The sequence below is a fragment of the Bacillus sp. ISL-39 genome (assembly GCF_018613295.1).
Classification (GTDB): domain Bacteria; phylum Bacillota; class Bacilli; order Bacillales; family Cytobacillaceae; genus Mesobacillus.
Genome location: NZ_JAGGQM010000005.1, coordinates 188,974 through 202,448, shown reverse-complemented (window position 1 = coordinate 202,448; position 13,475 = coordinate 188,974). Strand labels below are relative to the sequence as shown.

The window sequence follows — 13,475 nt, the reverse complement described above, 5'->3', positions numbered from 1 at the left end:
ACAACCATCTTTCCATGTCCGTCAAAAAAAGTCAATTACAAATCCGGCGCCTTTCGAACGCCGGATTGCAATCAGGTACTATACGTGTCAGGGTGATTCTTTTCTTCTTTAATCGCATTCAGGATATTTCGGGTCTCAACTACAACTACGCCGGACAATCCGAGAAGTCCAATCAGGTTCGGGAAGGCCATCAAACCGTTCATGACATCGGCTATGCCCCATACAATTTCTAGCTGGGAAATTGCTCCGATGAATACAGCAGCGACAAACGCGATTCGATAGTATAACACGACCTTTTTGCTGAACAGATAGGAGAAGCATTTCTCCCCGTAGTAAGACCAGCCGATGATCGTTGATGATGCGAAGAACAGCAATCCGACCGCAACGATTACAGATCCGGTCTGGCCAAGGAACTTGCCGAAGGTCGCAGAAGTAAGGTCGGCTGCTGTTGTATCTCCTGTGTACAACCCGCCCATTACAATGGTAATTCCCGTGATCGAACAGATGACGATTGTATCAATGAATACCTGGGTCATCGACACAAGGGCCTGTCGTCCAGGCAAGTCCGTCTTAGCTGCGGCAGCCGCAATAGGTGCCGAGCCAAGACCAGCTTCGTTCGAGAAGACACCGCGGGCAACACCCATCCGGATGACTGTTCCTAGTGCCCCGCCAGCTACCGCTTCTCCAGTGAAGGCATCTGTAAAAATAAGTGCAACGGCCGCTGGAACAAGGTCAAAGTTCATAATCATGACCACAAGGCCGGCAAGAAGATAAAATGCAGCCATCACTGGCACGAAAAGCGCAGTGATTTTTCCGATGCTCTTAATCCCGCCAATCAGGGCAAGTGCAGTGAAGACAGTCAGTACAATACCAGTTATCCAGGCAGGCACTGAAAAGGTTGATTGGACGACGCTCGCAACGGAATTTGATTGAACAAGGTTGCCAATCCCGAAAGCTGCAATCGCGCCAAAGAAGGCAAATAAAACACCAAGCCATTTTTGGCCAAGACCTCGTTCAAGATAATACATCGGTCCGCCGGACATCTCTCCATCCTTGTCCTCGACCCGGTATTTAACGGCTAAAACAGCTTCCGCGTATTTTGTAGCCATTCCGAAAAATGCTGTAATCCACATCCAGAAAACGGCACCCGGACCGCCAGTAAAGATCGCTGTAGCGACACCGGCTATATTACCAGTACCCACAGTTGCAGCTAGTGCAGTCATCAATGCCTGGAAATGTGAAATATCACCTTCCGATTTTTTGTCCTGTTTTTTAGTAAATGCCAGCTTGAGTGAGTAAGGCAGCAGCCTCATTTGCAAGAAGCCAATGCGGAAGGTCAGGTAGATCCCCGTCCCAACAAGCAGGATCAATAGAGGCGGGCCCCAAACCCAGCCGCTTATTTTTCCAACCCATTCTTCAAATGTCATAGTGCTCCCCCTTAGAAATTATATTCAAAAAATGTTCTTCAACAAGAATATTCTGATAATTAGTAGTAAGTCAAGCGATATCTATTAGGTAAAACTTAGGAGGGCAGGTGAAATCATACGTGAATAGTTGTCGCTAAGGGGTTTTTCCCTATAAAAATTATTATACAACTTTTAAAAATTTTATAGAGTACTTTAATTACTCATTTCGATTGGATATTTAAAAAAGTTTTCACAACACTTGCATGAAGTGATGGCAATCGTGGAAAATGTTAGTTAGGAGACAGGCAAACAGAACCTGTAATACGAAAAGGCAGACTCTAGGAGGAGAAAAAATGGGCAGTTCGAAAAAATTTTGGATGGGCATGGTTTTAGGTGCGATGGCCGGCGGAGCGGTTACTCTTTTGGAAAAATCGACCCGGCAGGCTGTAAAAGAGGATTTCAGTAAGGTATCGAGCGGCGTTATGTATGTCGTCAAAAATCCAAATGAATTTATTGAAGACCTAAGGGAAACAGCGAATAAAGTGCGGACTACAGTGGAACAAGTAACAGAGGACGTGGCTTTTATCACTGAGAAGGTCGAAGAAATAAAGGATGTACCGCCTCAGGTTACTGAGCTGGTCAAAGATACAAAAGAAACGCTTAGGAAGATTGCCGCATCTGGGCAAACACAGCAGCATATAGATGAAAAAGAATGATGATTGACAAGCTCAAGGAAGGACAAGGAAAGCATAAATGAGGTGAAACAATGGTTGATATATCATTTTTCAGGCATATGTGGCAGAGGATACAGGAGGACGATGTTCCGGCACTTGCCGCACAGCTTGCATATTTCTTTTTGCTCTCCTTGTTTCCGCTGTTGATCTTTTTGGTCACATTGGTCCCTTATTTGCCCATTTCAGAAGTGGATATCCTCGGTTTTTTTGATGATTATGCGCCAGGTGACTCGATGGATCTGATCAAGAACAGCCTGGAGGATATCATGAAAAAAGACGGAAAATTGCTGAGCTTTGGTTTATTGGCGACAATTTGGTCAGCCTCGAACGGAATCAATGCGGTTGTAAGAGCATTTAACCGTGCGTACCGGGTAGAGGAAACCAGGTCGTTCATCGTAAACAGAATAATGGCGATCTTTTTGACATTTGCCATGATCTTCGTGTTTCTGGTCGCTTTGATCCTGCCAGTGTTCGGCAAAGAAATCGGCAGCTGGCTTTTTGCTAATTTCGGGCTGAAGGAAGAGTTCGTCTATGTTTGGAATATGTTCCGCTGGCTAATCAGTATCTTGATCTTGTTTATAGTTTTTCTCGGGCTATATTGGATCGCCCCCAATAAAAAACTGACGTGTATCAGTGGTGTGCCGGGATCGATTTTTGCTACCGGTGGATGGGTGCTCGTATCGTTGGGATTCTCCTACTATGTCAGTAACTTCGCTTCCTATACTGCTACTTACGGCAGTATCGGAGCAATCATCGTCCTGATGATCTGGCTCTATTTGTCCGCATACATTATCATCATCGGCGGAGAAATCAATGCCTATTATAGTGAAAAGAAAGCAGGCTGCTGACACCATTATTTATCCTGAAATTACCTCAGGTAAGGTCTGCTGTTTTAGCAGAAGATACTGTTGAGGCTTGCTCCTCATTTCTTAAAGTAGTTCGATTTTTGGCACTTAGATTGGTGTCCAGCTCCAGCGCCTAGCCAGTTTTCATCTCGAGAATGCTTCCTCGAGTATCTTGCGAGAAGCGTTAGCTTTGAGCAGCTCGAGTCGTTTCGGTCCGCCCAATGAAGTCAAAGAGCGACTTCACCGGTCGCCCTCTGAGGCACACGATGTGCTAGACCCGCCAGCCACAGGACGTGGCGTTATTGGGGGGCAACGCTTGTCGGGGCTGTACAAGGCGCTTGCGCTATTCTTATAATAGGGGGAATATCAGGATGGCAAAGAAGACGAAAAAAGACGGAAGCACGAAGCAGAAAGGCAAAAGCAACCACAGCCAAAAAACATCCGGTTCAGCAAACGGATCAAACGGATATCACTAATGAACAAGCGCCCCCCTCGGTGGGCGCTTTTCTGTTGCGGAAATGCTTATAGATATTAGAGGAGAAATGACGGACAGAAATCGGAGGAAACAATGAAAAAGTGTCCGTCATCTTTTACACTACATACATAGTCGTTTCTAAGAAAAAAACTCCCACTGGGTTTTCCCGGTGAGAGCTATATTTACTTCAACAGCCTCAAGCTATTTAATATAACCAGAATCGTACTGCCTTCATGGCCGATGACGCCGTATGGCAGGTCGAGCAGCTGCAGGAAGTTGGATGCGATCAGCACCATGATGACCAGAATTGAAAAAACGATGTTTTGTTTGACGATCTTGTTCATCCGGCGTGACAGGTTGATGGCTTCGGCGATCTTTGGCAGGTCATTTTTCATCAGGACGACGTCTGCCGTTTCCAGGGCGACATCGGAACCTTCTCCCATGGCGATTCCTACATTCGCGGTCGCTAGCGCCGGGGCGTCGTTGATACCGTCTCCGACCATGGCAACCTGGCCATATTGTTCTTTCAATTTCTTCAATTCCTCTACCTTTGTTTCTGGCAGACATTCAGCAATATATCCTTCGACATGGCTTTCGGCAGCGATCGCCTTACCAGTGTTTTGGCTGTCGCCTGTGAGCAAGACGGTGTAGATGCCTTCTGACTTCAACAGGTCGATTGCCTGCTTCGTTTCTTCACGGACAACATCCTTAAGGGCAATCAGGCCGGCTAGCTGCCCATTCCGTTCGATAAACACGATCGTTTTTCCTTGTGCTGCAAGCTTTACTGCCGCTCCGCCAGAAAATGCTTCAGCAGCGGACTTTCCGACAAAGTCAGCTTTCCCAATTTTCCAATCCTCATTCTCAAAATGAGCCTTCACGCCCCATCCTGATACATCCTCGATGCTTTCTGGGTGAACAAGCTCCTTGCCAAGCTTCTCCTTTGAGTGTTTCACGATTGCGTTGGCCAAAGGGTGGTTCGAGTGGCTCTCAATCGATGCTGCTTTGAGCAGCACTTCCTCAGGATCCAGTCCCTCAGCTACAATCACATCCGTCACTTCCGGCTTGCCCTTCGTCAGTGTTCCTGTTTTATCAAAAGCAATGGCTTTAAGATGGCTGAGGTTCTCAAGGTGGACGCCGCCTTTAAACAAAATTCCGTGCTTTGCGCCATTTGAGATCGCCGACAAAGTAGCAGGCATGATCGAGGCAACGAGTGCGCACGGTGAAGCGACGACAAGCAGGATCATCGCTCGGTAAAACGTCTCCGTCCAGCTCCAGCCCAGCAAGTAATGGGGAACGAACATCATCAGCACAACCACTGCCAGAACAACTTTTACGTAAGTGCCCTCAAACCTTTCGATGAACAGCTGGGAAGGAGACTTTTCACTTTGTGCGTTCTGGACAAGCTGAATAATTTTTTGAAACAATGTTTCATCATTTCGTTTTGTAATTTCGATTGTAAGTGATCCAGTCAGGTTGACCGTGCCGGCAAAAACATCGTCGCCGGAATCCTTTGAAACCGGAATCGATTCCCCGGTGATGGCAGCCTGGTCAATCGTCGTCTGTCCCCTGGCAACTTTCCCGTCAGAGGGAATTCTTTCACCTGGTTTCACCAAGATTAAATCGCCAATTTCAAGTTCTGCAACATGCACTCTATCCTCAACGCCATCCGTAATCCTCAATGCTTCCTCCGGCTGCAGCTCCATCAAAGAGGAAATTTCCTTATGGCTTTTGTTCATCGTATACGTTTCAAGCGCTCCGCTCATCGCAAAAATGAAAATCAAAATCGCGCCTTCTGTCCAGTAACCAATGATGGCCGAGCCAATAGCAGCAAAGATCATCAGCATCTCGACGTTCAATTTTTTGTCTTCGATTGTGGCTTCAATGCCTTCCTTCGCTTTAGCAAAACCGCCGATTACATAGGCCAGGATAAAAGCGATGACAGCTGCCGTTTGTGAATCTCCCTTGCTTAAAATCCAGCCTAAAACGATCAGGATTCCGCTGGTTCCGGCAGCGATCAGTTCCGCATGGGGCTGTATCTTTCCAAAAAAGCTAACTTCTGGAACCGAGTTTTCCTTTGCTAATGCATTTGCTCCCTGTGCCATCCTTTTCTCCTCCTTTTTAAATCTCTAAATGATACTAATAATCACAATCAATACCCTTAAAAAACACGAAAGCTGCCACCAAATTGGTGACAGCGAGAATCCAAGTCAAAAAATACATATTGTGTTCACTATTATGTTACCATACAATATATGCTTTTTGAAAGAATAATGCGTCTGTCTAAGGAGATAGTTTAATGACAACAAAAGACTTTTTTACCCACCCGCTTGGAATTGCTGTTTCGGCAGTCGGTGCGACCTTCCTTTGGGGAAGTGCCTTTCCGTTTATTAAGCTGAGCTATAACAGCCTTGATATCAGGCCGGAAGAGATGGGTGAGCAAATGCTGTTCGCAGGATACCGCTTTCTGCTTGCCGGGCTGCTGATCCTGATCATGTTCCTCCTTTTGAAAAGGAATATGAGATTCAGGCCGGAAACGACGAAGTCTCTTCTGAAAATTGGCCTGTTCCAGACGTTTTTACAATATGTCCTGTTTTATATCGGACTCAGTTATTCAACCGGAATCCAGGGTTCGATCATTGCCGGAACAACTTCATTTTTCCAGATCCTGCTTGCGCATTTCCTTTACCCCGATGACAGGATGAGCCGTTTGAAGGTAGCTGGACTGATGGTCGGATTCACCGGGGTCATCTTCGCGAACTGGCCTAATGGGGATTATGAAATCAGCTTTGGCATCGGAGAGGTCCTGCTAATGGGAGCTATGATGGCCGGTGCCTACGGAAATATCCTTGCCAAACAGGGAAGCGGAAAGATGGAGGTCATTTATTTAACAGCTTACCAGATGATTTTGGGCTCCCTTGGTCTTATTGCAATCGGAGCTTTTTCAGTGGGGCTTGCTCCATTCGATTTCGACCTTAAGTCTGGTCTTATGCTCCTATATCTTGCGTTCCTATCAGCAGCAGGCTTTATTTTATGGAACAATGTCATGAAGTACAACCAGGTCGGCAAAGTGTCTTTGTACCTGTTCCTGGTCCCTGTATTCGGCGTCATTTTATCAGCGCTCCTGCTTGCTGAACCAATACATTATTTTGTCATTGCCGGATTAATATTTGTAGTCGTCGGTATCGTACTTGTCAACCGGCCGGCCCGAAAAAGAAACAGCCTCCCTGCGAAATAGGGAGGCTGTTTTGCATTGTTTACCAGGAACAAGACATTTGCGCTTTTGGGTTTAAGATAAGAAAGTATAAATTTTCACTGCCACACGATGTGGCGTTTTAGGCGGGCAGCGCTCGTCGGGGCTAAACAAGGCGCTTGCGCTTTTCTAATTACACAGAGTTTGCCTGTTGTGTTGGACCATCATGCCGAACCGCCACAAGGGCGATGAAAATCAGCAGGAGCATCGTGCTGATTACATAAAAGAAACTGATGCCTTTCAGCCACTGTATCGCCAGTCCGCCAATGAACGGACCGCTTATGCTGCCAAAGCTGAAGAATATCCCGCACATTAAATTACCTGCCGGGAGCAGCTGTTTCGGCAGCAAATCTGCCATATAGCTGATGCCGAGAGAGAAAGTGGAACCTACCACCGTTCCCGCTAAAAAGAAGCAAATAAGCAGACCAACTGTTGAATTCTCAAGCAAGCCAGCGGCGGTAAAGCTGATGAAACCGGCTAGCGTGACGACGATCAACACATTCCTCCGGCCGAGTTTATCGCTCAATATGCCTAACGGAAGCTGGGAAAGGATTCCGCCTATTGCAAATGCCGGAAGCAGGAGTGCAACCGCATCGACGCCGATGCCAGATCTCATGGCGTAGACAGGGAAGTTGCCATTTAGGCTTGCTTCCAAAAATCCATAGCCAAATGGAGGCAGGAATGCGACCCAGGCGTATTTAAATACTTTTCCAAACCTTTTCATGGTTCCGAAGAATGAACTGCTGTCAGTATCATGTTCGGGACGCTCATTATTCAGCAGCCAGACGGTAAGCCAGGCGGCAAGGCTTATGGCAGAAGAAATAATAAAAGGAAGGGTAGTGTTAATTTTCACGAAACCTGTCATCAATGGACCAGCAGCGAACCCCAGCCCGAAGAACAATCCGTATAGGGAAATATTCCTTCCAATCCGGTCTTTAGGTGAAAAAGAAGTAATCCAAGTCTGTGTCGCAAAATGAAGCATATGATCGCCAATCCCGATCGCCAGCCTCAGCAAAAACCAGAACCAGAATGATTTCCATAATGGAAACAGGGCAAGTGAGATAGCTACGGTAAAACCGCCGATGAGAATGATGGGCTTGTAACCAAATCGACGAAGAGGGGCCTCCATCAATGGCGAGGCAATCAAAATTCCCAAATACAAGCCTGTGGCATGAAAGCCATTCATTGATGATGACACGCCATCCTGCTCAAAAATAATTGCAATCAACGGAAGCAGCATTCCCTGTGAAAAACCTGAAATCGCAACAATGCTGACCAAAATCCAGAAACGAAGCTTAATACTTATATTCATATCATAAAATCTCCCTGAGTACTTAATACTCTTTAGATGTTAACGATATAAAATTTTATGTGCAACGGTTTTTATTTTTAATTACGGAAAAAATAGTGTAATCTCATGGTAATAGTCAAATATAACTGGTGTATCAGAGGTTGTGGAAAGGGAGAGAGTAACATGGAATTCAAAATGAAACCGGATGTAGGTTTTTTTACAGAGACAGGTTTTGGCAGGCTTGATGTGGCCGGTGATGATCAGTATGGTTTCAGGCCCTACCAGCTGCTCGTTTCATCAGTTGCCGTGTGCAGCGGCGGCGTCCTTCGCAAGGTACTGGAAAAAATGAGGATGGACATCCAGGATATCCATATTCAGGCTGATGCAGAACGTGTAGAGGAGGAAGCGAACAGGGTAAGCAAGATTACTGTCCATTTCCGCATTGCCGGCAACGATCTCGATGAAAAGAAAATCGAAAAGGCGATGGCTCTTACGAGAAAAAATTGCTCAATGGTCCAATCTGTACTTGGCAGCATTGAGATTGAGGAAACGTTTGAAATCGTTCTATAAAACGACAAAAATGCGAGTTACACCATTAATGCAATATGCTATAATGAGTATTGGATTTTGTCTGTCTTAATATAATAGAAATAATGAACTCTGTTCCGGGAGGACAGGGTTCTTTTTTCGCTGTTCAGAAGGGATCAGCTTTTAATAGACATTTTAAGCTGGATCAGATGACGAAATGTCTAAGAAAAGGCACTTAATAGACATTTCAGGCCAGATAAGCTGACGAAATGTCTAAGAAAAGGCACTTAATAGACATTTCAGGCTAGATAAGCTGACGAAATGTCTAAGAAAAGGCACTTAATAGACATTTCAGGCGGGATAAGTAGACGAAATGTCTAAAAAAAGGCACTTAATAGACATTTCAGGGCAGATAAGCTGATGAAATGTCTAAGAAAAGGCACTTAATAGACATTTCAGGCGGGATAAGCTGAGGAAATGTCTAAAAAGAGGCCTTTCTGGAACAAAAGTATCCTAAGCTTCAATACATTAGAACGGTTTTACTAAGAAGGAGAATATGAAATATGGCTTTTGTTTATCGCACTCTTTTTTACATCATTGGGTTAATTATTCTATCTTTTGGAGTATCGATGACCATTAAAGCGGGATTGGGAACGGGCGCATGGGATGCGCTTAATGTCGGTTTATCGAAAACTGTGGGACTGACACCTGGCAGCTGGGTTGTGATCGTTGGTATCATCATGATCTTCATCAATGCAGCTTTAGTAAAAAGGCGTCCGGATTTGGCTGCGATTATCACGCTGCTAATCACAGGTGTGCTGATCGACTTCTGGCTTTTGCGTGTGTTTGAGGATCTGGTTGTAACCGGCTACGGAAAACAATTTGCAGTCTTTTTATTGGGAATGGTCGCGCTAAGCTTTGGACTGGCAGTTTATTTGCAGCCGAAGTTCCCATTGATTCCGATCGACAATTTTATGATGGCATTAAGGGAACGGTTTGGTCTTAACCTGATGGCAGCAAAAACGCTTGGTGAAGTATTTGCCTTATCCGCTGCATTCATTTTTAAAGGACCAATCGGAATTGGTACGTTGATTGTAACCTTCGCAATCGGACCGCTGATCCAATTGTTCTACCCATACTGTGAAAAACTCTATAATAAGCTGCTCACGTCTGCACGATAATTGTGAGGCTCTGTCCTGGGCAGGGCCTTTCATTATGCCTGTAAACCACAAACTTTCTGAAAGCAGCCTAAACTTTGGATAAAGTTAATGAACTCCGAAAACACTATAAACAAACTTATAAGTTTCCCGTAGTGAAAGGAGAAGACAACACCAATGAAAAAAGCAGCTATCCTTGTTATGACGATTGTTTTCATGATGTCCATTTTAGCGCCTGGGTTTGCTGAGGAAGGGAAAGGTAAAAAGGCTCCGCAGCCTAAGCAGTCGGAAAAGGCAAAGTATACAATTCCGAATTCAGTTATGAATATCACAAAGGATAACACCTATCCCAACCCGACGGAGGATTTGCCTTTCCTTCAGCCAAGTGAGCTGACGAAGAATCTGTTGAAAACGTCAAAAGTGAAGATTGAGAATCCTGATTTGATTCGTATGCTGAATGAAACTTCCATTAACAGCACTCCTTTTGCAATCGGCTATCGAGCGATTGTTTATCTTGGGGAATGGCCGTTGAATTATGTGTCGACTGAAACTTCGCCGAACTGGGAGTTCCAGAAAATCAATACGAACTACTTTGATAATCGCGGCGGGAATTCTATTTATCAAATCCATTATGTACAGGAACAGCAAAAGGTCGTGAAGGGCGGCTTGACCGCGAAAATCAAGAATGCCGAAGATGTGCAAAAGATGATGCTGTTAAAAGCAGCAAAGAATACAGGGCTGCCGTTAGCGTTTGAAACCATTGTCGGCGCTGGTACGAAAAAAGATCATATCTATAATATCCAGCCGAAACGCCTCGGTTACCTTTATGCTTATGCCCCGGCGATCAATGAAAAGGGAAAGGTGACATATGGAGAGGTCTATTTGATGCTAAAAGGGAGCAAGAAATTCATTGTCGTCAAAAATGTTGTTTCACAGGGGATTGGAGCATGGATCCCGGTGCAGGATCATGTCAGCTTTGGTTTTGTTTCCAGCGATAGACCCAGATAAATATCAAATAAGAGAACCTTATTCCTTTATTTAGGAGTTAGGTTCTTTTTTAATCCTCTAGTAATTTTTTCCTCTTGACAAAAGGTATATATATCCTGTTTAACGGTCGTCCAAGGCGGGAATTAGTTAGACATAACAAAATAAAACACCAAACATTAAAAGGAGGAAATACATTATGGCTGACAACACTTTTTCTAACCAAACAGGTAACACTTCAAATTATAATACGAACAACAACATGTACACTTCTTCAACGGAAAATGCTTCATATGATACAACAACTGGAACAACAACATACGCAAGCACCACTTCAGGTGATTCGTATTCGAACAACAATTCAATGGGTGGCTACTCTAGCAGCTACGGAGTAAACAGCTCAAGTAACTCTAGCTCATCAAACGGCAAGCTTATGAAGGGTGTGCTAATCGGCGCAGCGATTGGCGGTGCAATGGCAATGCTTGATTCGAACACTCGTACAAAGGTGAAGGATAAGGCTGTCAATGCAAAAGACACATCAATGAATGTAATCAGCGAAGTCAAAAACAATCCTTCAGAAGTAAAGGATCAAATGATGAGCAGTTTCAAGGAAGCATCCAGCATTCTAAAGGAAGCGATCAGCGATGCTCAAAACCTTTACCAGCGCCTGAATGATGATGTATTCAGCAAGATGGGTGATGCTAAATCCATCTCTGGAGATGCGGTCTTAACTGTGATGAACGCAAAGGATGACTTGAAGGAAGTCAGCTCAAAAGTGAAGGAGGCGGGTTCTGCTGCAATGGACAACCCAGTGGTTAACTCTGCATCTGAATCAAACTCAGGTTCAGGTTCAAACGGGGCCGCTGACGGATACGCTACAGGCATGGAAAGCAAACCGTCTGATACAACAGGTTTAGGCAATACTTCAAATACCTTCACTGTATCGCCGGAAAACCAGAAGAACGATAACAACCGATAAACGTATGTGAGAAACCAGTCCTGAACTCCAGGACTGGTTTTTTATTGTCTTTTCTCCCATATATTTGTTTGTTTTTATCCTCCATACGGGGGTATTTATAAGTACAAGCAGAAATTGGGAGGTCACAGCCAATGGATAAGGAATTTAAACCACGCTCAAACAGATGTGATTATGATAGAGAAACAGCGACAGGTAAAATTGCGATGGCGGCTTCAGCCCATCCAGTTGCAACGAATGCCGGGGAGAAAATCCTTCGTGAAGGAGGCAATGCGATTGATGCGGCAATTGCCATCCAATTTGGTTTAAATGTCGGAGAACCGATGATGACTGGAATCGGCGGCAGCGGCTTTTTTATGGTCTATCATGCCGAAAGCAAGACAACGAAAATTTTTGATGGTCATACAAGGGCCCCGAAAGCGGCACATACGGAACTTTTTTTAGATGAAAAGGGAGAAGTCATCCCATTTAAAAAAAGGTCGACACATGCCACTGGAGTTGGTGTCCCTGGAATCCTGAAAGAAATGGAGGCGGCAAGGAAGGAATATGGGACAAAGCCGCTGGCTGAATTGATCGAACCCGCTGCCCAGGCGGCTGAAAAGGGCGTCGAGGTTAACTGGGTGATGGAGGAAATCCTGAACACCTTTGATTACCGTCTTGGCGATGATGCGAAGGAACTGTTTCAGCCTGGAGGCAAATCCCTTAAAGAAGGGGATGTCTACCAGAAGGAGCATCTTGCAAAAACATTCCGCATCCTTCAGCGCGACGGCATCGAAGCTTTTTATGAAGGAGAGATCGGGGAAGCCCTTATCTCGACCCTAAAAGAACTTGGCGGCATCATGGAAATGTCAGATCTTAGAGATTATGAAATTTCGATTGATGAGCCTGTCTGGGGAACGTACCGAGACTACAAAATAGCTTCTTCCAATATGCCAAGTGCCGGCGGAACAACGATGCTGCAAATTTTAAAACTGCTTGAAGGCTTTGATCTCAGTAAGTATAACGTGAAATCATGGGAGAAATATTTTCTGTTTACAGAAGCAATGAGGATTGCTTTTTCAGATAAAATCGCTTTTTCCGGAGATCCTGATTTTGGGGGTATCCCGTTAGAAGGATTGCTTAGTGAAGAGTATCTTGCAGACCGCCGCAAGCTGATTAATTTCGAGCGGAGAAATGACGCAGTCGACTTCGGCAACCCGTGGGCTTATATGGATGGAAAAGAAATAAACGTGGTGCGCCAGCCGTTCGAGCCAGAAAAGGAGAGAAGCGAAACGACCCATTTCACTGTCATGGATAAATGGGGCAATATTGTTGCCTGCACATCAACGGTAGAGCATCCATTTGGTTCTGGAATTATGGTCAAGGACCATGGGTTTGTATTAAACAACGAATTGACTGATTTTGATGCGGTCCCTGGCGGCTTGAATGAAGTTCAGCCAGGCAAACGTCCGGTAAGCTGCAAGACGCCGACGATTGTATTCAAGGATAATGAACCTGTCTTAACGCTGGGGTCTCCAGGCGGACCGACAATCATTGGCTCGGTTTTCCAAACAATCGTCAATGTTCTTGATTTTAGGATGGACCTCAAAGATGCTATTGAGGAGCCGAGGATTTTCAATAGTAGCGGCCCGCTCGTTGGCTGGGAATCTGGAATCAGCATGGAGGCGAAAGGCGAAATGGAATCGAGGGGATTTGAGTTCGCCGATGGACCATTCCCACTCGGAAATGTACAGGCGATCAAGATTGATCGAGAAAAAGGCATCCTTTATGGAGCAGCCGATTCAAGCCGGGAAGGGAAGGCCACTGGGCTTGATGAATAAATCAAAACA

Annotated in this window: 11 protein-coding genes; 8 read left to right on the top strand and 3 right to left on the bottom strand. The window is 45.1% G+C overall.

Annotation, left to right across the window (positions count from 1 at the left end):
- Nucleotides 1-71: 71 nt before the first annotated feature.
- On the bottom strand, nucleotides 72-1,427 hold the full coding sequence (locus J7E37_RS07040) for an alanine/glycine:cation symporter family protein (protein WP_215023234.1): 1,356 nt from the start codon (nucleotides 1,425-1,427) through the stop codon (nucleotides 72-74).
- Between the two features lie 332 nt (nucleotides 1,428-1,759).
- Here J7E37_RS07040 and J7E37_RS07035 point away from each other — a divergent pair, with 332 nt between their 5' ends.
- Nucleotides 1,760-2,122, top strand: coding sequence for a YtxH domain-containing protein (locus J7E37_RS07035; RefSeq protein WP_215023232.1), 363 nt, complete (start codon nucleotides 1,760-1,762; stop codon nucleotides 2,120-2,122).
- Nucleotides 2,123-2,172: 50 nt separating this feature from the next.
- On the top strand, nucleotides 2,173-2,988 hold the full coding sequence (locus J7E37_RS07030) for a YihY/virulence factor BrkB family protein (protein WP_215023230.1): 816 nt from the start codon (nucleotides 2,173-2,175) through the stop codon (nucleotides 2,986-2,988).
- Nucleotides 2,989-3,642: 654 nt separating this feature from the next.
- Here J7E37_RS07030 and J7E37_RS07025 read toward each other — a convergent pair.
- Nucleotides 3,643-5,562 carry a heavy metal translocating P-type ATPase gene (locus J7E37_RS07025; RefSeq protein WP_215023228.1) on the bottom strand — a complete coding sequence of 640 codons (1,920 nt, stop codon included), beginning with the start codon at nucleotides 5,560-5,562 and terminating at the stop codon, nucleotides 3,643-3,645.
- A 194-nt stretch (nucleotides 5,563-5,756) separates the two neighbouring features.
- Between J7E37_RS07025 and J7E37_RS07020 the strand changes: the two genes are divergently transcribed.
- Entirely contained in the window at nucleotides 5,757-6,695 is a 939-nt protein-coding gene (locus tag J7E37_RS07020; RefSeq protein WP_214780400.1) for a DMT family transporter, read from the top strand.
- A gap of 148 nt (nucleotides 6,696-6,843) precedes the next feature.
- Here J7E37_RS07020 and J7E37_RS07015 read toward each other — a convergent pair whose 3' ends face one another.
- Nucleotides 6,844-8,022, bottom strand: coding sequence for an MFS transporter (locus J7E37_RS07015; protein ID WP_215023226.1), 1,179 nt, complete (start codon nucleotides 8,020-8,022; stop codon nucleotides 6,844-6,846).
- 162 nt (nucleotides 8,023-8,184) lie between these two features.
- On the opposite strand from J7E37_RS07015, the gene J7E37_RS07010 reads away from it, so the two are divergent.
- From J7E37_RS07010 to ggt, 5 genes are all read left to right on the top strand, one after another.
- Nucleotides 8,185-8,571: an OsmC family protein gene (locus tag J7E37_RS07010; protein WP_214780403.1), complete on the top strand. Its 387-nt coding sequence runs from the start codon at nucleotides 8,185-8,187 to the stop codon at nucleotides 8,569-8,571.
- A gap of 521 nt (nucleotides 8,572-9,092) precedes the next feature.
- On the top strand, nucleotides 9,093-9,710 hold the full coding sequence (locus tag J7E37_RS07005) for a YczE/YyaS/YitT family protein (RefSeq protein WP_215023224.1): 618 nt from the start codon (nucleotides 9,093-9,095) through the stop codon (nucleotides 9,708-9,710).
- Nucleotides 9,711-9,863: 153 nt separating this feature from the next.
- Nucleotides 9,864-10,694: a YfkD famly protein gene (locus tag J7E37_RS07000; protein WP_214780407.1), complete on the top strand. Its 831-nt coding sequence runs from the start codon at nucleotides 9,864-9,866 to the stop codon at nucleotides 10,692-10,694.
- A gap of 175 nt (nucleotides 10,695-10,869) precedes the next feature.
- On the top strand, nucleotides 10,870-11,649 hold the full coding sequence (locus tag J7E37_RS06995) for a YtxH domain-containing protein (protein WP_215023222.1): 780 nt from the start codon (nucleotides 10,870-10,872) through the stop codon (nucleotides 11,647-11,649).
- 131 nt (nucleotides 11,650-11,780) lie between these two features.
- The gene (gene ggt / locus J7E37_RS06990) at nucleotides 11,781-13,466 is read left to right on the top strand and encodes a gamma-glutamyltransferase (protein WP_215023220.1); all 1,686 of its coding nucleotides are present in this window, start codon (nucleotides 11,781-11,783) and stop codon (nucleotides 13,464-13,466) included.
- Nucleotides 13,467-13,475 lie beyond the last annotated feature (9 nt).